The sequence below is a fragment of the Oscillospiraceae bacterium genome (assembly GCA_034925865.1).
Classification (GTDB): Bacteria; Bacillota; Clostridia; order Oscillospirales; family SIG627; genus SIG704.
In genome coordinates this window covers 55166-78580 of sequence record JAYFRN010000008.1, presented here as the reverse complement: position 1 = coordinate 78580, position 23415 = coordinate 55166, and the positions used below count along the sequence as shown (strand labels likewise).

Sequence of the window (23415 nt, the reverse complement as noted above, 5' to 3'; positions counted from 1 at the left end):
AAATGTCTGAAAATACCGCAAATGATTCCCTTGTTGACATGTTTATATATGAGACTTCTCAGAACACCGAGCAGCTTGAACAGATTATACTCAACACAGAAGCAGCCGGGAGCTTCGCGGAGAAGTCAATAAACGAAATATTCCGCATAATGCACACAATAAAGGGCTCCGCGGCAATGATGTCATATGTCAATATATCGACAACCGCCCACAGAGTTGAGGATTTGTTTTATTACATAAGAGAAAACCCCGGGGCAAAGTATAATTGCTCCGATATATCTGATCTTATTCTGTCTTGTATGGATTATATAAATAAAGAAATCGATAGAATACGGAGCGGCAGCGAATCACAGGAAAACGACTGCGCTCTGCTCGTTGACAGAATAGAAAAAACTTTAAACGCAACAAAAAACGGAGCTATTACGGAGGAGATTGAAACAAAGACGGAATCAGCTCTTGTAATAAATAAATATAAAGCCGTTATTTTTTTTGAGCAAGGCTGCGAAATGGAAAATATAAGAGCCTACTCGATCATTCTGGCGCTTAATGAATTTACCGATAAGGTAACTTATGAGCCGGCGGATATAATAGACAACGATGAAACCGCCAAGCAGATAAGAACAAACGGGTTTATCATACATATAGAAACAGAAAAAACATATGACGAGCTGTTTGCTATATTGAAACAGACGACATTTCTTCGCGATATGGAGCTCACTGATGAGAATAAACCTGCTCCGGCAGATAACGAGCAGAAGCAGATCCAAAACGTGGATCCGATTGTAAAAGTAGAAAAATCCGATGTTAAATCCGAAAAAGATGAGGATAACGATAAGTCAGCAAAAGATTATCATCAGCAGCCGCAAAGCATAATCAGTGTCGGCGTATCAAAACTTGATAAACTGATGGATCTTATGGGAGAGATAGTTATCGCAGAAGCGATGGTTGTAGAAAATCCGGATCTTGCCGGCTGCGAGCTTACCAATTTCAGAAAAGCTGCGGTTCATCTCAGAAAAATACTTCTTGAAATGCAGGACATGGTTATGTCGCTGAGGCTTGTGCCTCTTGCCACGACCTTTCAAAAAATGCATCGTATAGTAAGGGATATGAGTAAAAAGCTTGGCAAGGATGTAAGGCTTCAGTTGATCGGAGAAGATACAGATGTCGATAAAAATATAATTGAGCATATATCTGATCCTTTGATTCACCTTGTCAGGAACAGCATAGACCATGGTATAGAAAGCATGGAGGACAGGATAAAAGCCGGGAAACAGCCATACGGTACGGTTACCCTTGAAGCGCAAAATGCCGGCAGCGATGTTTTGATATTCGTCAGCGATGACGGACGCGGGCTTGACAAAGAAAAAATATTGAGTAAGGCGAGAAAAAACGATCTTATACACAAGCTCGAAACAGAATTGACCGAAAAAGATATTTACAATATGATTTATCTTCCGGGCTTTTCTACAAATGAAAGCGTTACGGAGTACAGCGGCCGAGGCGTAGGAATGGATGTTGTCATGCAGAATATTACTTCTGTCGGAGGCTCCGTTTCTGTAGACAGTGTTGAAGGCAAGGGCATGACGGTAATGCTTAAAATACCGCTGACGGTGGCTATCATCGACGGCATGAATATCGGAGTTGGAAACGCGAGATTTACAATACCTATAACGGCAATCAGAGAATCATTTAAGCCCTTAAAGAAAAATATCTTCAAAGATACGAGCGGAAACGAATTTATAATGGTGCGGGGTGAGTGCCTTGCTATAATGCGTCTTCACAGCCAATGGGATATAGAAACAAAAGTAACCGAGCTTGACGACGGCATACTGATAATAATAGAACAGGATGATAGAAAGCGCTGCATATTTGCGGATGCTCTTATTGGACGGCAGCAGGTAGTGGTTAAAACGCTTCCTCAATATTTAAAGGGGATAAAGAACCTCGAATGCCTGTCGGGATGCACTCTGCTCGGAGACGGAAGTATTAGCCAGATACTTGATACAAGATGGCTTGTAAACGCGGATATTAATACAAAGGAGATAGAGATATGAACAGAACTTTGGCTCCCGAATTGGTTGAGATGGAAGAAGATACTCAATACGGAAGGTATCTGACATTTAATCTCGGCACTGAATATTACGGCCTGGAAATTAAGTATGTTACCGAAATAATCGGAATGCAGCTGATAACCACGCTTCCCGGACTTCCGGCGTATATTAAAGGAATTATAAACCTTCGGGGTCGGATAATTCCGGTGATGGATGTAAGACTGAGATTCGATAAGGAACAGCTGGAGTATAACGACAGAATATGTATAATTGTGGCATGCTTCGACGGTGTCGACATTGGTCTTATTGTCGATAGGGTATCGGAGGTTCTTACGATTCCCGACGCGGATATTGTACCTCCGCCGGAGATAAACAAAACGAGCAACAAGTTTATCAAGGGCATTGGAAAGGTCGGAAATGAAGTCAAGCTTTTACTCGATTATCAGAAGCTGATTGACCATGACGATATTTTAGCGATTATCACAGATTAAAACAAATTTTTTATATGCTTTGAAAAGCTCCGTAAATCCGGTTTGAATATTAAAACCGGATACGACGGAGCGTTTTATATAATGCCCGCTCTAAATTGGTCGACTCCCGACCAATTTAGAAAACAGGCGGCAATCAATGAATGCTGAACTCCAAAATCAATGATTCTGGAGGGCTTTGGCTGGTTTTTCAACTGCCAAAACCTATGCCGTTCAAAAACGGCATTATTCAGTAGAGTATAAGCTGGTTTTCACAAAAAGTTGGGATTGGGAAAAATAAAGAGATTGTTTCTTCAAATATTCTATGGTATAATCTGTTGTGATTTCTGATAAGGAATGTCATGAGTTGCTTGACGGAAATGAGTTATCAAACCAAAATCTCTTGAAATCCGTGATAATTCATAATATGGTAGTCGCGGTTGTATTTTACTTTGTGACTGTCGGCCGGCTAATTATAGTTATTTTAAAGCTATACAACTAAACTGTTTTAGGTTTACAACCGATATATTATACAGCGCAGAATATTGTTCTGCGGTATAATAGCGGAAGTATAAAAAATATTTATTAATTCGGCAATTGAATAATAACCTCTGAAAGAGAGAAAAGGTTCTGGTGTATGGGCTTTTCTTTCTTTTAAAACAAGGATTATTTATTTTCCGTTTTAATAATAAAAAAACAAAAACCAAAAATAATTAAGCTTAAAGCTTATATGAAAGGACAGTTTATCATGTCGAGTAAAGTATCATCAATTTCACGTTTAACAGGGCTTGCTTCGGGTATGGATACCGAAAGCATTGTCGCAAATATGATGAGCAAAAGCAAAGCAAGAATAGATAAAGTAAAACAGCAGAAAACAAGACTTGAATGGAAACAGGAGTATTATAAAAGCACATTGACAAAGCTTAATAGTTTTCAAACCAAGTCCTTCGGCACCTCAGACAGTAATTTAAAATTATCGCTCAGCAAGCTCAGCGCCACATACAGTTCTCCGTATGTGTCGGTGACACCCGGCTCTGATGCGGTGAAGGGAAATATTTATATAAGCGATATCGTAAGCCTCGCGAGTTCCGCCTCAGTAAAGAGCAGCAATACAGTCAGCTCGGATCCTGTTATATCGGTAAATACCGGAAATCTTTCTGAGCTGTCTGGGAAAAGCATTGATGTGACTCTTGACGGCATTAAAAAAACACTCACCTTTTCCGAAAAAACTTATCTTTCTTCTCAAGATGTCGTAAACGAGCTTAATTCTCTTCTGAGCGCTTCTTTTGGAGCGGGCAGGGTTGATTTGTCCCTTAACAACGACAGCGTCACACTCAGTTCAAAGAACAGCATATTGTCAATAAGCCTTACTGAAACAGCCGAAAACAATCCGACCGGAATACTTGATTTTGGCGGATATGCTACAAACAGGCTTGATTTAGTTTCGGCGCTTGCGTCGTCCGGCTTTTCTTCTTCTCCGGCCTCAGATCCGGACACTGGAATTGCGTTTAAAATAAATGGAGTTTCATTTTCGTTTTCTTCCGATGATTCTGTAAGCAAAATAATGAACGGAATAAATTCAAGCAGCGCGGGAATCAAAGTATCATATTCTCAGCTTGAAGATAAATTTACACTTGTCTCAGACGATACCGGGGTTGCTTCTTCTGTCAGCTTTGAGGATACAGCAGGTTCATTGATGAATTCAATGTTTGGCACCGGAGTGTTAAAATCAGGAACCGATGCCGTAATAAAGCTTAATATGTACGGCTCGTCAGAGCCAAGCGATCAAATCACCGTGACACGTAGCACAAACGCATTTGATCTGAACGGAAGCACGGTAAAGCTTCTTGGAAAAGCAGCGGGTGATACCGCAGAAAATATCAGCATCGGCCTGAACTATGATGTAGATTCTATTGCCGATAAAATTTCATCATTCATAAGCGATTATAATGAGCTTTTAGGTTCTCTTACGACGCTTACATCAGAAAAAGTTTACAAAGATTATGATCCTCTGACAGATGACGAGAAAGAAAAGCTATCAGAAAATGAAATAAAAACATGGACAGAACAAGCTAAAAGCGGCACTCTAAGGAACGACACATATCTGACTTCGATTGAAACAGATCTCAGAAGCAGTATGTATTCAACTATAAGCGGCCTCGGATCACTGTCATCAATCGGTATCACAACCGGCCTATATTCCGAAAAAGGTAAATTATACATAGATAAAGACAAGCTGCGCGCGGCTTTAAGCAAGGATGCCGAAGGTACGCTTGAGATGTTTACAAAAGAAAGCGATATATCATATTCTTTGTATTCGACACCCGAGCAACAGGAAACGCGTTTCAATGAAAACGGCGTTTTATCGAGAATTTCGGATATTATTAAGAAAAATCTAAGCAATGTCGGTAAAAAAGGCGCGCTTATAACGCTAGTCGGAAGTCCCGATTCATCTTATAACGCTGAAACGGAATACAGTAAAAGAATCAACGCTCTCGACACTAAAATTGATTTCATGGAAGAAAAGCTCACAAGCGAAGAAGACCGTTATTGGAGACAGTTTACCACCATGGAAAGCGCGATTGCAAAGATGAATTCGCAAAGCTCATATATAACACAATTATTTAGTTCAAATAAAAACTAACCGTATAATGCGAGAGGTGGATTTTCTATGACTTCATCAGCATCACAGTGCCAGAAATACAGGGAGCAGTCGGTAAATGCGATGACTCCGGGAGAACAGATTATTCTGCTGTTCAAACAGGCAACCGTGAATATATCAAAAGCAATAAAATGCATAAACGAAAAGGATATTTGCGGAGCGCATAACTCTATTGTTAACGCGCAGGACATATATGCATATCTTTCAGACATACTCAATATGAGCTTTGAAGTTTCAAAAAGCCTGTATGCTTTATATGATTTCATTGATGATAGACTGCTGCAGGCTAATTTAAACAAGGATGTCGCTATCCTCGATCAGGTTTTATCAATGACCAGAGAATTATGCGCGACCTGGGAAAAGGCCGAGTCTGAAAGCCGCAATGCTGCCGCTCTCAAGGAAAAGAGCCAAAAAGCATGAACGGAGAATTACCTAAGCAAATATCAGAGCTTGAACAGCTTGTGCAAAGAAAGAATGAATTGCTCAGGAATTTCCCCGTAATATGTATCAGCGGTCTTAACCGGCTTGAACAGGATGATATAGAAGGCTTTTCAAAAACGCTGGATGACCGTCAGCTTCTTATTGACAAACTGATTGGACTGGATGACGAATTCCGTAATAAATTTGATCGTCTGAGCGATGAATACAAAAAAATACTCGATAATTTAATGAAGCCGGAATTTGAAAATATATCGTTTCCCGAATGGTGCGGAGAGCTTCGAAAGAAACATGCCGAAACAAGACAGCTTATTAATACATGCAGGTCGATTAATGAGCGATTGAATCAACATGCTTTGGCATATAAAGATAAAATTATATCAAATATGCATGCCGTGAAGGAACGCGAAAAAGTATCCTGTGGGTATGATATGACCGAAAAAACAGTCAAAAACTCAACTTTTTATCTTAAGAGCGATTAAGTTTTAAGACAGTCCTTTTTTTACAAGAGTGAAAAGCCCACATACCAGAGCCTTTTTCTCCTTTAGTGGTAATTATTTAATTGCCGAGTTAATAATTATAGCCTTGTGATAAGCTCCGATATTTGGAGCTTTTCAATCACATATAGTTATTATTTAATTGCAATTATAATAATTACCGTTTTATGATAATCTCTGTTGAAAAATGTCGTCTCGGGAGTTTATATAATGGATATAGCAAGCATACTTGGACTTATTATCGGATTCGGCAGTATAGCCGGCGGATACGCAATGGATGGCGGAAACGTCGGTAAGCTTTTAATGGCCAGCGCATTTGTTATAACACTCGGCGGATCATTAGGAGCCGTATTTGCCTGCTACGGAATGAATCAGCTGAAGAATCTTCCCAAAATGCTTATAGAAGTACTTATTAAGCCTAAATCCACAATTCGGAGCACAATGGATTATTTATTATTCCTTTCAAAAACCGCGCGCGAAAGCGGACTGCTTAGTCTGGAAAAGTTAATATCAGCGGAAGATCCCAAAAAGAAAACTGATCCGTTTCTAAAACGCGGTATACTGATGGTTGTGGACGGAACAGATCCGGATAAGATCAGTGACATCCTAAGCAATGATATATATGTCTTTGAGCAAAACAGAAGCCAGAATATTCAGATGCTTGATTCATTCGCGGCGTTTTGTCCGGCATTCGGAATGGTTGGAACAATTATAGGACTTATTCAGGTCCTTGCGGCGGGAATGGAAGATCCGAACGCTCTTACAAAAGCGATCGGCGTTGCCTTTATTACAACTTTATATGGTGTTCTTCTTGCAAATCTTATTTTTATACCGACAGCAACCAAGCTCAGAAGCAGACTCGCGAATTACAGACTTGAAAAGGAAATGATTATCGAAGCTGTCTGCTCAATAAGAAATAGTGTGAATCCTAGATTGCTGAACGAACAGCTTTCATCGTACCTTATTATAGAAGGAAAGAATAAAACAAAAGCGTCTAAAGACCAATCCGATAACAAAGGTCAGATGAAAAAATGAAAAGACGAACCAACAGCTCACCCAGTATTGACGGCGGAAGATGGCTTACTACATATTCTGATTTAATGAACAATCTGCTTGTTCTTTTTATCGCGCTTTATGCAATGAGCGCAGTGGATGCCGAAAAATACAAAAAATTAATGTCGAGCTTTTCGGAAAACTTCGGCGGCGGAACAGCCATAGTCGAATCACAGCCTACAGACACTTCTCATACAGATGAAAGCGATTATATATATGTGCCGCCTTTGACAAAAACTGATCCTACTGATGCGGTTGATATTCCAGAGGATTCTGCGCAGACAGGAGGCAATGTTGTTCAAAAAGATGAATTTGACGAGTTGTTCCATAAGATAAACACAATTTTGAGCGCACGAGGATACGAGGATAAAGTATCCGTTGAAAAAATGGACGGGTATATTTATTTCCGCTTTGTTGAAGGAGTGTTTTTTTACCCCGATCAATCGGTATTAAAGGAGAGCAGCTATCCCATAATAGAAACCATTGGCCAGATATTGAATGAATCGTACGATATGATCGCTAACATTGATATTGGAGGTCATACGGCGAATATAACATCAAAACCACAATCTGACACAGATTTCTTTTCGTGGGAGCTATCATCTGGAAGATCGTTGTCTGTGTTAAAATTTCTGGTTCAAAAATGCGAGCTTCCGCAAGCAAAAATGTCAATTACCGGATATTCGTGCAATCGTCCATATGTTGAGGGAAATTCCGAAGAATACTGGGCGCAGAACAGGCGAGTAGAAATAAGAATATCAAAGAAGAATTTATAATTCTAAAAAACCAGCCGAAGTATAATCGTATCGGTTGGTTTTTTCAAATTGTGCATGATTCCAAATTATCGTCAATCAAAGCGGTTTTCCTTTGTAAAAATTATGTTGACAAATATTTACTATTGTATTATAATGACATACGAACTTGGGGACGGCACCCATAAATAAAAACGGCAGTTCAGCAGATTTATTAAATAATTCGACAACAGGGGGAAGACACCCATAGAAAAAAACATTTTTGTTATCGATGAAAAAGGCAGCAGTTACGAAGCGACCTACCCGAAACGGGCAAAAGGTCTTGTTAAAAATGGCAGGGCACGCTTTGTTGATGAAAATACAATATGCCTTGCGTGTCCGCCAAAAAACATTTTGGAGGAACATAAAATGAACGATAATATAAACAACACAGAGAATAAAAACGAAAAAAGCAAAGAAACGGCGACTCAGGATCAAACGTTTACGCTTGAATATGTGCTTAAGAAAATAGATACGATCCGTATGGATACAGAACATATTCATGAAGCAATCAATACAATAGGAAAAATGCAAAACAATGAGAGTGTTAACGGTGGCTTTGGCGACCAGGCAAAAGCTGAAGCAGTTGCGGCAGCTGTACAATCAAGAGAGACGACCAACCAGCAGCTCTTAAAACTTTACGAAAAAATGTATGATGACTTAAAGCCGCAACCACAATCTCCATTTAAAGAAAAAGCTTTAGCAATGGCGATGACAGCTATGGATAATGGTTGCTTTGATGAATTCAGCAGCTTATTGGACACACTTCGGCACAGTTAAATAGTTATTGCGCCTGCTTTATGGCAGGCGCTTTTTAATACATTTTCAGCGGTCATAATTCATTATAAATTAATAAAAATCCGCTTCCATTTTATTATATGGAGGCGGATTTTTTAAAGTCAATGCTGTATGGGTTTTGCCCCTTCCTTGCCGGATTTTGCTTTACCCTGGATTTCGGGAACCGGGGGAACATCGTTTTTCGGTATATGTGTTTTCCGGTTGCTCTCTGTGCCGTGCGGATCCTTCGGATCAGGTCTTCTCATGCCTTGCTTTGCCATATTATCACCTCGGGAAATAGTATTTCGTGTTCGTATGTTTTTATTCAAATGATCTCGGATTTTATTATTAACTCGGCAATAAAATAATTAACGCTAAAAGAGAAAAAAGGCTCTTGTATATGGACTTTCCTCTCTTATAAAACAAGGCTTATTTAAATGCCGTTTTAATAATCGGGAAATACTCATAAAAAAGACGTTTAAAGCTATATTTGTTAAAGGAGTTCAAAAAACATAAACATATTTATTATTTTCGGCATACCATATTAATAAATATAATTAAGAGGTATGCCAAATGAGAGAACTGAAAGACGATAAAGTGTTTGCACAGTACAGAGATACAATAAATCCATATGAGCCTGTAATAGGAAGGAAATATACCATAACACATTCTGATATAACAGCGGATCTGTTTGTTTATATAGCTTCGGATTATGCTGAGGATAAGGTCAGTAAAATGCGTGATGAAGTGAGAATTTCCTGGACTCAAAAGAACAGAGGTTTTATTTTAACAGGTTCTGTTCTTGTAGACGGCAAAGGCGTTATCGGAAACCCTTTTATCCGAAACAAAATTTTTTATAATGAAATGCCGACTGCATTACAGGCTTTGCGTCGCGCGGATCGGTTTTTATTCGAGAAATACCCGACGCTTGATAATTCGCCTGTTTTGATTCATTTTATTTCAAATAATCCGAATTATGACAAAACATATAATTTCAAAACTATCGGAGATTATAAATAAATTTTCTTCAATGTATAATATTATGCTCCGCTTGCATCATCGGATAGAGGGTAATACCCGCAAAATATTTTATTAACCTGCTTACATAACAAAAAAAGCCCATAAGCAATAACGGTATGTATATACCGGCAGGCGTATGGGCTTTTATGTATGAAATTTTATTGTTCAGGTATTATCGTTTTACCACATCAAAATTATCTTTAATTAATAGCCAGTTCTGAGGGAAAGGAATACCCAGTTTCCAATAGCTGATGCCTCTGAGAGCAAGCTCTTTTATCAGATTGAATTTTGCCTGAATGGATCTCGCGTCTTCAAACCAAACGGTATGACGTTTTCTGTTGGTATCCATATAATCAAAATAGGGTGCCTGAGCTGTGGTATCATAGCTGATCGAAACTTTATTATCGGCAGCCAGTAAAATAGCTGTCTGCGGGCTTATTGCTCTCGCCGTGCTGCCTTTTACAAAAGGCAGAGTCCAATCATATCCATACAAATTTTGTCCCATCATGATCTTTGAAGCGGGTATTTCCGTCAGAGCGTATTCAATGACACGCTTTACCTGCGGCAGAGGAGAAACAGGCATAGCGGGTCCGCCGCTGTATCCCCATTCGTAAGTCATAATTACAACAAAGTCGGAAACCTGTCCGTGAACTTTGTAATCATGTGCTTCATACCATGAGCCCTTTTGGGTGGCGCTTACCTTTGGCGCCAGAGCTGTTGACATCAAAAATCCTTTCGGGCTTAATCTCGCCTTGGCTTTTCTGAGAAAGGTATTATAGTCTTCGCGTAGTTCGGGAGGCAAATGCTCCAGATCAAAATGAATATCTTTAAAGTCCAAACGAGTTGCGGTAGATATAATATTATCAATGAGTGTATTTTGCAGAGCATCGTCAGTCAGGATGACCCGGCCAAGCTCTGTACTGAACTGGCCGTCTTCAATATTGGTTACCGCCATTAACTGAATTGCGCCGCTATTATCCGCAATTTCTCTGAAATTGTTTAGCGGAGGCTCTTTCAAAGAGCCGTCTCTTTTGATTTGAAAGCTGAAAGGTGCGAGATATGTCAACAGCGGGGCCGCTTCTCTCACGGATTGCTCCAAAGAAGACGAGACAATCCCGGTTGCAGGCTCCGCGTAAGCGTTTATTTCCGCGCTCCTTTTCGGAAGAGGAGGAATGTATAGTTTAAATCCGATAGAAAGCGGTTTTTCAGGTTTAATATTATTTATTTTTGCTATTGTCTGATAAGTCGTTTGAAAACGTAAGGCGATTTTGTAAAGGCTGTCACCAGGTTGAACCCAATAATAGCTTCCCACTATGGGTATCACCAGCGCCTGACCTGTTACAAGACGGTCAGGATTAGGCAGTTCATTAGCCAATGCGATTGCTTTTACTGTAGAATTATATATTTTTGCAATGCCCGTTAAATTTTGCCCGGCTTGAACAACATGAATCTGCATATTGGCTCCTTTAATAAATTGGTGTTTACATTATTTATGCGGCAAATATTAAAAGCTCTGTTATATAATATTTCTATTACTTGATTGCCATTTAATAATAATCATATGAGTTATTGCCGTAATGTATTACATAATGCAGATGCTTATGATTTTAATAATACATTTTCGGGAAAGAGGCTGGCTTAATGCATTTCACTTAATCAAGCTAAAATCTTGTTATATTAAAATATAATTTTAATGGTTTATATTGACATATAAGCAATAATATGTTAATATATCATGCAGCGGTATGGATTTTATTGGACATGATTTAAAAGTCTTCATTAGAAAAGAAATTAAATACGAGGATTTATAACGATTAAAAATGAAAACAGTTTAACCGTTATCATACAAATCTTGATAAATGCAACTTACTTATACCGAGAAGACATATCCCGGATATCAACCATAATTAAAACGGTAATTAAATAGTATTATTATTTAATGCCGGGTTAATAGAAAAATATTAAGTGAGGTAAATTGAAAATGAAAATCAAAAAGAGCTTATTTCTTATTCTTGCGCTTTTATTTGTAATGGCTTCATTTCCGTTTGCGGTTTCAGCAAGTGTTGAAAGAATGCAGGATGCGGCATGCGTCCGGAAATTCGACGCTAAACCAACTGTTGACGGCGTGATTTCCGAGAGCGAATGGGGCAAGCCTACCCGTACAGTTAAAGACGACGGTACGCTCTGCAGTGTAATTTCAATGAGAGTCGGAAATACAGGCAAATTTGCCGATGCACCCAAAAACCCCGATCAGACATATGATATTTGGCTGCGTTGGGATAATGATTTCTTTTATATGGCAGTTAAAACTGCAGATAAAACCCATTTTAATAAATATGCAGATAAAGCCGATAGCGGAAACGTCTGGAATGGCGACGCGCTTCAAATAAGCTTTGATACCTTGGGCGCGGGAAACGCATTTGCATCGGATGCCGATAAAATAATGTTTGCTCTTGCCACAGACGGAACACTTTATAAACATTCATGGTCATGTGTTTTTTCAAATGTGGAAGGCAAGGATACATTACTTAAAATCAAGAATGACGGAAGCTATACATCGTATGAAATTGCTATTCCGTGGAACGATCTTATGAGCGGCGATTTACTTAAAAAGGTCAAAGCAGATTCAGTATTCGGTCTTACCACAGTTGTGCTGTCCGCAACAGACGGCGATTATGACGGATGGCTTTCATGGGGCGACGGTGTCTGCGCACCTCAGGAAGACAGTTCACGTGTCGGTTTTAATAAAATCATTCTTTCGGATTTATCTGCGTCAGATACCTCCGCGGATCCGGCATTTTCCAGATACACAGTTACTTTCAAGAATGATGACGGTTCTGTCATTTCCACACAGAAAGTATTTGCTAACGAAGCGGGAATCGCTCCGGCTGCTCCTAAAAAAGACGGCTATAAGTTTTCAAAATGGGATGTTTCTTTTTCAAAAATTACAGCTGATACGACAGTCACCGCTCAGTTTATAAAAATTTACAAAGTAACCTTTGCGGATTATGACGGAACAGAGTTAAAAGCAGTAAATGTCGGTGACGGAGAAAAAGCAACACCTCCAAAGGATCCGGCACGTGAGGGATATACATTTACGGGATGGGATAAAACATTTGATGCGATAAATTCGGATACAACGATAACAGCGCAGTATACCAAGGTTGAAGAAGCGAACAATGAACAGACCGGAGAAGTAATAACAACCGATGAGGCAACTGCTACAAACGAAGCGCCTGTAAACAATGAACAGCCTGTTGAAGAGGATACTCCGGATAATACATGGCTTTACATAGTGATCGGTGTTGTCGTTGTTGCGGTTGGTATCGGTATTTTCTTCGGAGTAAAGAAGAAAAAGGCATAAGCATAAACAGATTATTATTTCGGCAATAGACTTTTAAATCAAAAATAATCATTTGTCAAAATTCAAATAAGCCGCTTGATACTATTATCAGGCGGCTTGAGTTATATTGTCATAATCATTATAATGGAAAACTTAAACAGTGTTTTCCTAAAAAGGCGATCACAACTTTCTGCAGTAGGTTACATTTTTGTTAATAGGATTTTTTATATACTATTGTTTATATATAATTGCTTCCATATTAATTATTCATACAATGGTTAAAGTTGGATGTATAAATGTTAAAACAATCGTTACAATAATTAATTGATATTTCTACAAAATTTGATACAATATAATTGACAATAGGATATCATCTTCAAGTGAGCTTCATCCGCATAAGAATTGATTTGTATAATATGGAAATGAGGCGAATGAGATATGACGTAATAACCGAAATGTAAGTATAGACGCTTTGCTTTGAGGGAGGGTAAACATGGTCTTAAGAAAAATAGGAACATGCATGATAATTGCCGCTATTTTGCTCACCGGTTGCCAGAATAAACCGACAAATAACGACACAGAACAGAATGTTCCGGATATGTTAGAAACTGTTGACACAGAGCAGAGCAAACCGATAAACACTTATAATCAAGAACAAAGTCAAGAATTCGATGAACCTCTTTTAGCATTACCATCCGAAGAAACCATAATATATCAAGGACACGTGCCTGTATCTTCATATGATTTAATAATATGCAAATCACCGACTGATGAATATTCGATTTATGTAACTGATAGAGGTTCTGTTGAGTGTAGAACCTATACAAAAATGAACTTGCAAATACCTGAAAATATAACATATGACTCTTACAGATTGCTTCCGATAGTAATCGGGACTGGTGGAAGTTGTGACGCAGAGGTGATTGTAGAATTTATGAGCAATGGCGTAAAGAGTTATCATGGTTTTGATGCCGGCTTTTTTGAAGACTCATCAAATAATTTCTTTTATTATAGCGAGTTAGATGAAAATGATGTTTTATATTTGTTTGAAATAATAACTGACGATATTAATAATGATTGAAAATTGAAAGGAGAAAAACATAACAAACACAGAATTTCATAAAGAATATACTGTTCTAATTTTATGGAACAGCTTGATAATATATATGATCAGCTTTCCTATACCTCCGTTTCAAATTTAATAATTACTACCAATTATAAACTCTATACATGCGGTACCTCCTTTTCTAACTAACTCATTCCGTAAATTCATAAATATATTTGCAGTGTTAAATGAATAATAATTCCATATTAGTCAAAGAATATTGTATCAAAACGAAAGGAGAGCCGTACCCATGGATAAAAAGAAGAATTCTCATCTCGAAAATGCTATGGACAACGCCCCGGTCGCATCGGTAAATGACCGAACCGGTTATGTAAATACTCCTCCCGAAAGCAAAGCGGAGGCTAATAACATCGCCGAGCTTGTCAATGCGACTGTTACTCCGGGCGAAAAAAAGGATAAGTCCAAAAAAGAATCTAAAGAGAATAAAGAGAAAAAAGAAAAGAAGAAATAACAGCTCAAAGCAAGAAACGACACCCGATTCGATGGGTGTCATTTCTTATACCGGCGGTTTTATGTGAAAAAACAAGTATGAATAATATCTGAATTTTAAAGTGTGACTAAATCACAGTAAATATATATAAAAAGGGTATAATAAAGGCGTACCAAAAAACAGTACACAAATATTAATTGTATTAAAAGGAGATAAAACAATGTCAGTATTAAAAATCACAAAGAAAAATTTCGAATCGGAAGTCAAGAATTCAGATAAACCCGTACTTCTCGATTTCTGGGCAAGCTGGTGTGGTCCGTGCAGAATGGTATCACCAATAGTAGACGAAATCGCCGGCGAGATAACCGATGCCAAGGTCGGAAAAGTCAATGTTGACGAAGAGCCTGAGCTCGCGCAGGCATTCGGCGTAATGAGTATACCTACGTTAATAGTAATGAAGGACGGCCAGATAGTAAAACGCACGGTAGGCGCAAAGCCCAAGGAAGCAATTCTTTCGATGCTCGGCTGATCCAATCCGAATACAGATGATAGTTATATGCAAGCATCCCTTCGGATTCAAAGCTTATAACGCCATTTTTCTCAACCGTTCTTTATCAATTATCTTAACTCCTCCTCTTGAAACCTCGACGAGCTTTTCAGAAGAAAAGTATTTCAGCATACGCGATACGACCTCACGGGCAGAGCCCATATATCTGGCTATCTGTTCCTGAGTTAAATCAACAGTATCAGGCGATGAATCGTTACCGCTTTTTTTGGAAAGCTCGTCGATTAAAAATACAGCGAGACGTTTGTCCATACTCATAAAGAGAATCTGCTGCATTGCCCACATGACATCTGAAAAACGCTCCGTCGCGACTCGCAGCGCAAAATTCTCGACATAAACACATTCGTCAGCAAGCTGAGCCATTACCTGAGAGCTGATTATATACACTTCGCTTTTAACCTCCGCATCCACGAACACGTCAAATGTGATAGTTCTCAATATACATGAGCTGGACAGCATGCAGATATCTCCTGGAAAAAGCCGATAAAGCGTAATTTCTTTTCCGTCTTCGGATAGCATATATGAGCGGGCCTGACCGCTTTTTATAAGTATGACCCCAGTGCATTCACCACTCGCCCCGTGTATATTCTGTCCATTTTCATATACTGCGTACGTTGTATGACGGCATAAAAGCTCACGCTGATCGTTATTCAGCTTTTCCCAAAAAGGAAAGTATTTCCCGAAAAGCTCGGCGCATTTAAAATCAGGCATAAATGATCCCCCGTGTATAAAATTTACAAATGTAATATTAAAAGGATAATAAAAAATGAAGGTTCTTATTATTGGAGGCGTGGCAGGCGGCGCATCGGCCGCGGCAAGGCTCAGAAGACTTGATGAAAAAGCAGAAATAATAATTTTTGAGCGAGGAGAATATATTTCATACGCAAACTGCGGATTGCCTTATTTTATAGGCGGAGAAATTAAAAATCAAGCAGCTCTTCTTTTGCAGACTCCGCAGAGTTTTAAAGCTCGCTTTAATATAGATGTTCGTGTAAAAAATGATGTTGTTGAAATAGATTCAAAAAGCAAAACAATTACGGTCCGTGACCTTTCAGATGGAAGCGAATACATCGAAAGCTATGACAAGCTGGTCCTTTCACCCGGAGCCGAACCTGTAAAACCTCCGATCCCTGGTATAAACTCGGATAAGGTTTTCACTCTCAGAAACATACCCGACACAATAAAAATCAAAAGTTATATTGAAAACTCTCATCCCAAAACCGCCGTAATAACCGGTGGCGGATATATAGGCGTAGAAATGGCGGAAAACCTCAAAAAGGCTGGGCTTGATGTAACCGTTATTGAGCTTGCTGATCATCTTATCGGCGCGCTGGATTTTGATATGGCCGCCGATGTGCACAGCTATATTGCCGAAAGCGGAATAAAGCTGTTATTGAACAGCGGGGTTAAAGAGATTACAGAAAAAGATGAAGGCCTTGATATTGCTGTTTCGACAGCGTCGGGCGACAAAACGATCGGCGCGGATATGCTTATCATGTCTGTTGGCGTACGACCTGACACCGCTCTGGCAAAGAAAGCAAAAATAACGGCCAATGCGCACGGCTCGATAATAACGGACAGCCATATGAAAACAAGCATACCGGATATATATGCTGTCGGTGATGCAATTGAAGTTAATAATTTTATCACCGGAAAGAGCGCGTTTATTCCGCTTGCCGGGCCTGCAAACAAACAGGGAAGGATCGCCGCAGACAATATCTGCGGGATAGAAAGCGAATACAATGGCACACAAGGCTCTTCTGTGCTCAAGCTGTTTGACATGACCATCGGCACAACCGGAATCAACGAAAGTTCGGCAAAAAATTCCGGGTTAGCTTATGATAAAACCTATATTTATTCGGGTTCTCACGCCGGATATTATCCAGGTGCGAAGAACATGTCGATAAAAGTCATATGGGATAAAGATTCTAAAAAGCTATTGGGTGCGCAGATAGTCGGTTTCGACGGTGTGGACAAGCGAATGGATGTCCTCGCGACAGCTATCCGTTTTGAAGCCAAGATTACAGACCTGACAACCCTTGAATTATGCTATGCGCCTCCGTTCGGCAGTGCTAAAGATCCGGTAAATATGGCAGGTTATGTCGCGGAAAACGTCATATCAAGAAAAGTAAAACAATTTTTCTGGCATGATGTCGCCAAATTACCGCGTGACGGAAGCGTTACGCTGCTCGATGTGCGTACCGTGGCAGAATTTGAAAACGGGCACATCGGCGGCTTTATAAACATACCGGTGGATGTTTTAAGATCAAAGCTAGATCAAATTTCCAAAGATAAACCTGTATTTGTTCACTGCCACAGCGGGCTTCGCAGCTATATCGCCTGCCGGATTCTCTCTGGTAACGGATATGATTGTTATAATCTCGCTGGCGGATGGCGGCTTTACGCAAATATAGAAAAAACGCTCAAGTCATCAGGAATAAACAAAATTGAAGATTACCCGTGTTATTCATGCAGATGATCGATGCTTTTTTCACATGTCATAAGAAAATCCCTCATTACAGGCGATAAAAATTTATTCTTGTGATAAATAATGCATAGCTGTCTGTCAAGTCTGAGCTTTTCAACGGTTAGTTCCGAAACCTGACCTAATTTAATATATTGTTTAACAAGCACATATGGCAGCACGGAAATACCGAGGTTGTTGATCACGGCCATGATCAATGCCTCGGTGTTTGTGCTTTCCCACAATGGTTTAACTGTATAACCAAGCATGGCCATGGCGTTCTCAAACATTTCACGGGTTCCGCTGCTTCTTTCTCGGAGTAAAAACGGCTCTGACGCGAAACGTTCGATATCAATGAAGGGTTCTTTAAGCAACGGATTATCTGGTCTGCATACGACTGCAAGGCGGTCAAAAGAGATCGGTCTGCAGATAATATTATCCGAATGAACGATACCTTCGATAATGGCAAAATCAAGCTCGTTTTTAAGAAGCATTTCTTCTATCGTGTCTGAATTATTCACGCATACAGACACAATAAAATCATTATATAATCTCTTAAATTCTGCGATAATTGAAGGCATATAAACCGTTCCGACCGTATTCGATGCTCCCACTCGGAATCCACCGAGGGCATCGGCGTTTTTTACCTGCTTTTCCATTTCATCAAATAACGCCGTGATATGCCGCGCGTAACCGAGAAAGGTTTTACCCTGCTCCGTTATATACAGCTTATGTGAAATTCGGTCAAACAGTGTTATTCCATAGTATTCCTCAAGTTCGTGTATGGCGCAGCTTACCGCAGGCTGAGCCATGTAAAGCTTTTCTGCGGCTCTTGTCATGTTATTTTCATCGCATACATTTACGAATATCTTCAGATGCCTGAGTGTCATACCGCCTCGTCATATTGAAAGCATTATCTTCACTATGTTATTATATTATTTTACTTATATTAAGTCAAGTGTTAAAATTATAATCACATAATGACAAAAAAGCTGCTAAGGACATTTATAAACGATTCGAACAGGAGAATTCATGAAAAAGGATATTACATTTTATTTAAAGCTTTTTTATTATACTTTTAAGCTCAGCGCGTTTACTTTCGGCGGTGGATATGTAATCGTTCCTCTTATGAAAAAACAATTTGTTGACAAGCTTGGCTGGATAGATGAAAAAGAAATGCTTGATTATATAGCCATTGCGCAAAGCTCTCCCGGAGCAATGGCCGTGAATGTGTCAGTGCTTGTCGGCTACCGGCTTGCCGGACTCGGAGGAGCTTTTGTCACAATTCTCGGCACGGTAATGCCGCCGCTTATTATCCTGACTGCGATTTCGTTTTTTTATACAGCTTTTACTTCCAATGTTATCGTTGCAAATGTGCTTCGCGGCATGCAGGCGGGAGTATGCGCGGTCATAATGGATGTAGTATATGATATGGGAAGCAAAATAGTAAAACAAAAAAGTGTATTGCTGATATTTGATATGCTGTTTGCTTTCTTTGCCGTATTCGTTTTAAACATCAATGTTATTTATGTCATATTGGCCGCCGCGGCTTTGGGTCTCGTAAGTATAATAAACCCAAAACGCCAAAAGGAGGATAAGGAAAAAAATGATATATCTTGAGCTGTTTATTTCATTTTTACAAGTCGGATTATTTAGCATAGGAGGCGGATACGCAGCTCTTCCTCTCATACAGGCTCAGGTGGTAGAATTACACGGCTGGATGGATATGACCGAATTTACCAATCTTATCACCATTTCACAGATGACACCCGGACCTATAGCAATTAATTCAGCGACTTTTGTGGGTACGAAAATTGCGGGATTCCCAGGCGCTATAGTTGCTACACTAGGATGTATTTTGCCATCATTTGTTATTGTGCTGCTTTTATATTTACTTTACCGCAAATATAGAAGGTTGAAGTCGGTCGAAGGTATTCTTTCTGGTCTTCGCCCGGCTGTCGTTGGACTTATTGCGGCGGCAGGAGCTAAAATTCTTGTACTTACGCTTTGGAATGAGGGAGCAGTATCGCTAAACATTGATTTTTTACCGGTATTGGTTATCGTAACAGGGTTTTTCATGCTGAGAAAATGGAAGCTGAACCCAATAGCCGTAATGCTTGCCGCAGGCGTGATCGGTGGCGTTGCATACAGCGTCATTAAATAATATAAAATTATTAACTCGGTAATTACACAATTTACAGCTTTAAGAGAGAAAAAGGCTCTGGTATATGGGCTTTTCTTTTTAATTGTCTCGGCATTTAAATAATTATCTTTGAAGAGAGAAAAGCTCTTACAAATGAAGCTTTTCTCTCATATAAAACATGGCTTATATAAATGTTGTTTAAACGTATACTTCAGTCGTTGATGCAATAATAAGGACAGACACATAACCCGTTACCAAATGCAGACATCGCACATGATTTTATTTCCTGTTAAGTGATAATTATAAACTTATTATTGACAACATGGGTATAATATGTTAATATATTTTTGTTCAATATAATATGTATTTCTTAATATTTTAATTTATAATCTTAACGGCAAGTTTATTTATTTGCCGATATTGACTCAAAATATTTATTATAAATACGCGTTATTATTATTTTATATAAAGAGGTACGCCATGAGAACAAAATCAAGCATACGCATAGTTCTTATTCTGCTGATTTCCTCGCTTTTAACCGTCATGCTGTTTATTTCGGGATGTTCTCCTCAGGTTCCCGGAACAGTATCCACCAAATCATCACAAACCTCTACCAAGACAAATATTGAAACCGGTGACAATCAGGCGGAATTTACGCCTGTGAAGGATCTTGATTTCGGCGGTAAAGAATTTGTGATACTCCGTCCGAAATCAGCGGGCTGGGCTCAGTATAACGATTTCACCGCTACGAGTGGCAACACGGATGACCCTATAAACGACGCAAATTACAATCGCATGGAAAAGCTTTCTGAATTATATAAAGTCAAAATTACCGAAATTGTCTCAGGCACCTCTGTCGCCAACGATGCCTCTGCCGATATCAACAGCAACAGCGGCACATATGATCTTATACATATCGAGTTGAGCGATGTTGCGCCGCTCGCTCAGAATGGTTCATTTGTAGACCTTATGTCTCTTAAATCAATGAATTTGTCAAACCCATGGTATACGCAGAACTTCGTAAAGCAGCAATCAATAGCAAACAAGCTGTATTTCGTTCTTGGCGATATCTCCACAGTCGACAATGACGGGCTTTCCGCTTTGATGTTCAACAAGGGGATGGTCAGCGAACGAGGCCTCACGAGTCCGTATGAACATATCAAGAATAACACATGGACAATAGATGTGCTTCATGAAATGTGCAAGGATGTATACAAAGATCTCAACGACGACGGTAAAGGCACCGCTAAGGATCAATGGGGATATCTGACCGATTATTCCGATGCGATAGCGCAGCTTAACGGATGCGGAATGCATATCTGCGAAAAAAGTGCGGATGACCTCCCGGTTTTATCAATATACAGTACAAAAAATATAGAAATCGTACAAAGTGTAATAGATCTGTTTTCAGATCCGACATCAACTTTTCATGTATCTAAGATAGCTACCTCAGATACCGACGGACGCAGCCCCTGGGAATACGGCAATACAATGTTCACCGAAAACCGCCTGATGTTCCGTTCAACTGCAGTTTACAGAATTATTCAATGCCGAGTTATGGAAGACGCATTCGGAATAATTCCTTATCCTAAGTATGATTCGGAACAGGCAAATTACGCTCACAGCTTCAGTTATGCGACTCCCGTTATTGCTATTCCAAAGTATTCCGAAAATGCCGAAGCCGCAGGCGCGGTTATAGAAGCGCTTTCATATTACGGAAGAACCCTTGTGCTGCCGGCATACTATGATCGTGTCCTCAAAGGTATTGTTGCCCGTGATGAGGAAAGCCGTTTCTGCCTCGATCTAATATTCGATACAGCAGATTACGATCCTGGTATAGTTCTCGGCATCGGCGGATTTGATGTAAAATTCGCCCAAATGACTAGTACAGGTAAAAATACCTTCGCATCGGATTACGCCGCCATAGAATCCGCTGCAACTAAACAGATACAGGATTATATAGACGCATATCAAAGCATATTGGAATGAATATTTAAAAATCCCCGTCTCATTGAGTTTGCTCAAAGAGTTTACCTCTTTTTTGAGTCATCTCTTTGAGACGGGGCCACTTAAAATATTTTGGCTTTTTTTATAAAAGCACTTGATTTTTTTCTGTATTTCATGTATACTAATCAAGCTTGATTTAGTCACGGAAAGATGGCTGAGCTGGTCTAAGGCGCACGACTGGAAATCGTGTGAACGCTAATACCGTTCCCAGGGTTCGAATCCCTGTCTTTCCGCCATAACACGCCCTTGATTGGGCGTGTTTTTCAAAAGCGCGGCTGTTTTCCCGGCCGCATTAATAAGGAAGCATAGCTCAGCTGGTTAGAGCGCACGGTTCACATCCGTGAGGTCGAGGGTTCGAGTCCCCCTGTTTCCACCACAAAGGTAGTCAGTCAATGATACAAATTGACTGACTACCTTTTAATTTTGCCTATTAGAAAAGCCCGTAGTACAAGGGAAAAGCGAGACAAGGGGGTGCAAAAAGCCCGTCCTGTCTCGTTTTTTTATTTGATGCTGATTTTTGCTCTTAAGTTTACAAATAAATTTTGCACCCCTCCTCAAGCGGCAACAGAGGCAAAATTAAATTGTATAGGGCAAAATTAAAAGGTTCAAGATCGTCAGGCTAATCTAATTAAAGCCATATGTCACATAGGCTAATTACTTTTGTGATGTCTTTTGCGATGAGTATTTTGTGCTTTTTCGATGCCGTTTTCCATCTTCGCCTATCTCAACATTGGTCCGTTCTGCTTTGGTTGTCTGAACTTTTTCAAAGAGATCAAGCGTTATGATTGGCTCATGGTGGTTTTCACGCTCGTATGTCCCCTTTTCTCCTTTGACCACAGAGAAACCACAGTATTTTTTGTTTGACAGGATGATATCGATGGTACGCTTGCTCCAGTTACTCTTCCCGGTTGGTGACATGATTCTATCCGCCTCAAGCGCAGCCTTAATCTTTAGAACACTCATCCCACATAGGTACATGGCAAATATCCTGCGAACGACAGTAGCTTCCTCAGGCACGGTAATAAATGTAGAAGTCTCATCTATTTGGTAGCCATAGCACGGTCGATCATATATAGGTGATGAGCCATCTTCGATTTTTTTACGTATACCCCATTTGATATTCTGACTAAGATTGAGGTTTTCGGCTTGTGCCAGCCCGCTGAATATCGATATATATAATTCGCTTTCTGGCGATTGGCTATCAATAGATTGCTCCTCAAAATAAACATGAACGCCATGAGACGATAGCGAATGAACGGCGGTAAGTACATCTTCTGCGTTCCGTCCAAACCTGCTAATGCTCTTTGTTACGACTTGATCAATGATTCCCTTCTTGGCGTCCTCAATCATACGATTAAACTCAGCACGGCCAAAAGTGTTTGAACCGCTCTCCACATCAATGTAGATGTCCGCTATTCGCCAACCGATGTGGCTCATCACATATTTCGTCAGATATGATGCTTGTGCAGCAAGGCTATGAAGTTGAGCGCTAGATGGCGAACTGACATGGCAGTATATGCCGACTTTTTTTATTCCCGCAACATCTTTTCTCGCAGAAATTACAGTAACCTTTTTCTCCAT

General features: G+C 39.7%; 22 protein-coding genes and 2 tRNA genes. 19 read left to right on the top strand and 5 right to left on the bottom strand.

Going from position 1 to position 23415, the window contains the following annotated elements; all coding sequences use genetic code 11:
* Positions 1-2 precede the first annotated feature (2 nt).
* The 8 genes from VB118_05035 to VB118_05000 all read left to right on the top strand — a co-directional run bounded on the left by VB118_05035 (position 3) and on the right by VB118_05000 (position 8739).
* Positions 3-2054: a chemotaxis protein CheA gene (locus VB118_05035; GenBank protein MEA4831966.1), complete on the top strand. Its 2052-nt coding sequence runs from the start codon at positions 3-5 to the stop codon at positions 2052-2054.
* Positions 2051-2542, top strand: coding sequence for a chemotaxis protein CheW (locus tag VB118_05030; protein ID MEA4831965.1), 492 nt, complete (start codon positions 2051-2053; stop codon positions 2540-2542). Before VB118_05035 ends, VB118_05030 begins: the two co-directional genes overlap by 4 nt.
* 724 nt (positions 2543-3266) lie before the next feature.
* Positions 3267-5162 carry a flagellar filament capping protein FliD gene (fliD, locus tag VB118_05025; GenBank protein MEA4831964.1) on the top strand — a complete coding sequence of 632 codons (1896 nt, stop codon included), beginning with the start codon at positions 3267-3269 and terminating at the stop codon, positions 5160-5162.
* Positions 5163-5189: 27 nt separating this feature from the next.
* Positions 5190-5600 carry a flagellar export chaperone FliS gene (gene fliS / locus VB118_05020; GenBank protein MEA4831963.1) on the top strand — a complete coding sequence of 137 codons (411 nt, stop codon included), beginning with the start codon at positions 5190-5192 and terminating at the stop codon, positions 5598-5600.
* Complete coding sequence (gene flgN, locus VB118_05015) at positions 5597-6100, top strand: flagellar export chaperone FlgN (protein ID MEA4831962.1); 504 nt, start codon at positions 5597-5599, stop codon at positions 6098-6100. Before fliS ends, flgN begins: the two co-directional genes overlap by 4 nt.
* Positions 6101-6325: 225 nt before the next feature.
* Complete coding sequence (locus VB118_05010; GenBank protein ID MEA4831961.1) at positions 6326-7150, top strand: MotA/TolQ/ExbB proton channel family protein; 825 nt, start codon at positions 6326-6328, stop codon at positions 7148-7150.
* Positions 7147-7944 (top strand): flagellar motor protein MotB, encoded by a 798-nt coding sequence (locus VB118_05005; GenBank protein MEA4831960.1) that lies wholly within the window; start codon positions 7147-7149, stop codon positions 7942-7944. Before VB118_05010 ends, VB118_05005 begins: the two co-directional genes overlap by 4 nt.
* Positions 7945-8328: 384 nt before the next feature.
* Positions 8329-8739 (top strand): hypothetical protein, encoded by a 411-nt coding sequence (locus tag VB118_05000; protein MEA4831959.1) that lies wholly within the window; start codon positions 8329-8331, stop codon positions 8737-8739.
* Between the two features lie 119 nt (positions 8740-8858).
* Here VB118_05000 and VB118_04995 read toward each other — a convergent pair whose 3' ends face one another.
* Positions 8859-9017 carry a hypothetical protein gene (locus tag VB118_04995; GenBank protein MEA4831958.1) on the bottom strand — a complete coding sequence of 53 codons (159 nt, stop codon included), beginning with the start codon at positions 9015-9017 and terminating at the stop codon, positions 8859-8861.
* A gap of 292 nt (positions 9018-9309) precedes the next feature.
* Here VB118_04995 and VB118_04990 point away from each other — a divergent pair, with 292 nt between their 5' ends.
* Positions 9310-9756 (top strand): staygreen family protein, encoded by a 447-nt coding sequence (locus VB118_04990; GenBank protein ID MEA4831957.1) that lies wholly within the window; start codon positions 9310-9312, stop codon positions 9754-9756.
* Between the two features lie 172 nt (positions 9757-9928).
* Here VB118_04990 and VB118_04985 read toward each other — a convergent pair whose 3' ends face one another.
* A complete protein-coding gene (locus tag VB118_04985) occupies positions 9929-11212 on the bottom strand; it encodes a glycoside hydrolase family 18 protein (GenBank protein MEA4831956.1) in 1284 nt (427 codons plus the stop codon).
* Between the two features lie 525 nt (positions 11213-11737).
* Here VB118_04985 and VB118_04980 point away from each other — a divergent pair.
* The 4 genes from VB118_04980 (at position 11738) to trxA (ending at position 15184) form a co-directional block, all read left to right on the top strand.
* Positions 11738-13120 (top strand): InlB B-repeat-containing protein, encoded by a 1383-nt coding sequence (locus VB118_04980; GenBank protein ID MEA4831955.1) that lies wholly within the window; start codon positions 11738-11740, stop codon positions 13118-13120.
* A gap of 472 nt (positions 13121-13592) precedes the next feature.
* Positions 13593-14180, top strand: coding sequence for a hypothetical protein (locus VB118_04975; GenBank protein ID MEA4831954.1), 588 nt, complete (start codon positions 13593-13595; stop codon positions 14178-14180).
* 274 nt (positions 14181-14454) lie between these two features.
* Positions 14455-14676, top strand: coding sequence for a hypothetical protein (locus VB118_04970; GenBank protein ID MEA4831953.1), 222 nt, complete (start codon positions 14455-14457; stop codon positions 14674-14676).
* A 199-nt stretch (positions 14677-14875) separates the two neighbouring features.
* Positions 14876-15184, top strand: a complete 309-nt coding sequence (gene trxA / locus VB118_04965) for a thioredoxin (GenBank protein MEA4831952.1) — start codon at positions 14876-14878, stop codon at positions 15182-15184.
* A 54-nt stretch (positions 15185-15238) separates the two neighbouring features.
* On the opposite strand, the gene VB118_04960 is transcribed toward trxA, so the two are convergent.
* Positions 15239-15931 carry a Crp/Fnr family transcriptional regulator gene (locus VB118_04960; protein MEA4831951.1) on the bottom strand — a complete coding sequence of 231 codons (693 nt, stop codon included), beginning with the start codon at positions 15929-15931 and terminating at the stop codon, positions 15239-15241.
* Positions 15932-15986: 55 nt separating this feature from the next.
* Between VB118_04960 and VB118_04955 the strand changes: the two genes are divergently transcribed.
* The gene (locus tag VB118_04955) at positions 15987-17699 is read left to right on the top strand and encodes an FAD-dependent oxidoreductase (protein ID MEA4831950.1); all 1713 of its coding nucleotides are present in this window, start codon (positions 15987-15989) and stop codon (positions 17697-17699) included.
* Here VB118_04955 and VB118_04950 read toward each other — a convergent pair.
* Positions 17684-18574, bottom strand: a complete 891-nt coding sequence (locus VB118_04950) for a LysR family transcriptional regulator (protein ID MEA4831949.1) — start codon at positions 18572-18574, stop codon at positions 17684-17686. The two genes, VB118_04955 and VB118_04950, sit on opposite strands and share 16 nt — an antisense overlap.
* A 142-nt stretch (positions 18575-18716) precedes the next feature.
* Between VB118_04950 and VB118_04945 the strand changes: the two genes are divergently transcribed.
* The 5 genes from VB118_04945 to VB118_04925 all read left to right on the top strand — a co-directional run bounded on the left by VB118_04945 (position 18717) and on the right by VB118_04925 (position 22210).
* Positions 18717-19304: a chromate transporter gene (locus VB118_04945; GenBank protein ID MEA4831948.1), complete on the top strand. Its 588-nt coding sequence runs from the start codon at positions 18717-18719 to the stop codon at positions 19302-19304.
* Entirely contained in the window at positions 19291-19848 is a 558-nt protein-coding gene (locus tag VB118_04940; GenBank protein MEA4831947.1) for a chromate transporter, read from the top strand. Before VB118_04945 ends, VB118_04940 begins: the two co-directional genes overlap by 14 nt.
* Before the next feature lie 459 nt (positions 19849-20307).
* Positions 20308-21816 carry a hypothetical protein gene (locus tag VB118_04935; GenBank protein ID MEA4831946.1) on the top strand — a complete coding sequence of 503 codons (1509 nt, stop codon included), beginning with the start codon at positions 20308-20310 and terminating at the stop codon, positions 21814-21816.
* A 162-nt stretch (positions 21817-21978) separates the two neighbouring features.
* A tRNA-Ser gene (locus tag VB118_04930) sits at positions 21979-22070 on the top strand.
* Between the two features lie 63 nt (positions 22071-22133).
* Positions 22134-22210 (top strand) — tRNA-Val (locus VB118_04925).
* A 278-nt stretch (positions 22211-22488) separates the two neighbouring features.
* Here VB118_04925 and VB118_04920 read toward each other — a convergent pair.
* Positions 22489-23415, bottom strand: a complete 927-nt coding sequence (locus VB118_04920) for a recombinase family protein (protein MEA4831945.1) — start codon at positions 23413-23415, stop codon at positions 22489-22491.

Bases quoted from the DNA above. Each gene is read 5' to 3' on its own strand.
- VB118_05035 (MEA4831966.1), top strand. From the start codon at position 3: ATGTCTGAAAATACCGCAAATGATTCCCTTGTTGACATGTTTATATAT.
- VB118_05030 (MEA4831965.1), top strand. From the start codon at position 2,051: ATGAACAGAACTTTGGCTCCCGAATTGGTTGAGATGGAAGAAGATACT.
- fliD (MEA4831964.1), top strand. From the start codon at position 3,267: ATGTCGAGTAAAGTATCATCAATTTCACGTTTAACAGGGCTTGCTTCG.
- fliS (MEA4831963.1), top strand. From the start codon at position 5,190: ATGACTTCATCAGCATCACAGTGCCAGAAATACAGGGAGCAGTCGGTA.
- flgN (MEA4831962.1), top strand. From the start codon at position 5,597: ATGAACGGAGAATTACCTAAGCAAATATCAGAGCTTGAACAGCTTGTG.
- VB118_05010 (MEA4831961.1), top strand. From the start codon at position 6,326: ATGGATATAGCAAGCATACTTGGACTTATTATCGGATTCGGCAGTATA.
- VB118_05005 (MEA4831960.1), top strand. From the start codon at position 7,147: ATGAAAAGACGAACCAACAGCTCACCCAGTATTGACGGCGGAAGATGG.
- VB118_05000 (MEA4831959.1), top strand. From the start codon at position 8,329: ATGAACGATAATATAAACAACACAGAGAATAAAAACGAAAAAAGCAAA.
- VB118_04995 (MEA4831958.1), bottom strand. From the start codon at position 9,017: ATGGCAAAGCAAGGCATGAGAAGACCTGATCCGAAGGATCCGCACGGC.
- VB118_04990 (MEA4831957.1), top strand. From the start codon at position 9,310: ATGAGAGAACTGAAAGACGATAAAGTGTTTGCACAGTACAGAGATACA.
- VB118_04985 (MEA4831956.1), bottom strand. From the start codon at position 11,212: ATGCAGATTCATGTTGTTCAAGCCGGGCAAAATTTAACGGGCATTGCA.
- VB118_04980 (MEA4831955.1), top strand. From the start codon at position 11,738: ATGAAAATCAAAAAGAGCTTATTTCTTATTCTTGCGCTTTTATTTGTA.
- VB118_04975 (MEA4831954.1), top strand. From the start codon at position 13,593: ATGGTCTTAAGAAAAATAGGAACATGCATGATAATTGCCGCTATTTTG.
- VB118_04970 (MEA4831953.1), top strand. From the start codon at position 14,455: ATGGATAAAAAGAAGAATTCTCATCTCGAAAATGCTATGGACAACGCC.
- trxA (MEA4831952.1), top strand. From the start codon at position 14,876: ATGTCAGTATTAAAAATCACAAAGAAAAATTTCGAATCGGAAGTCAAG.
- VB118_04960 (MEA4831951.1), bottom strand. From the start codon at position 15,931: ATGCCTGATTTTAAATGCGCCGAGCTTTTCGGGAAATACTTTCCTTTT.
- VB118_04955 (MEA4831950.1), top strand. From the start codon at position 15,987: ATGAAGGTTCTTATTATTGGAGGCGTGGCAGGCGGCGCATCGGCCGCG.
- VB118_04950 (MEA4831949.1), bottom strand. From the start codon at position 18,574: ATGACACTCAGGCATCTGAAGATATTCGTAAATGTATGCGATGAAAAT.
- VB118_04945 (MEA4831948.1), top strand. From the start codon at position 18,717: ATGAAAAAGGATATTACATTTTATTTAAAGCTTTTTTATTATACTTTT.
- VB118_04940 (MEA4831947.1), top strand. From the start codon at position 19,291: ATGATATATCTTGAGCTGTTTATTTCATTTTTACAAGTCGGATTATTT.
- VB118_04935 (MEA4831946.1), top strand. From the start codon at position 20,308: ATGAGAACAAAATCAAGCATACGCATAGTTCTTATTCTGCTGATTTCC.
- VB118_04920 (MEA4831945.1), bottom strand. From the start codon at position 23,415: ATGGAGAAAAAGGTTACTGTAATTTCTGCGAGAAAAGATGTTGCGGGA.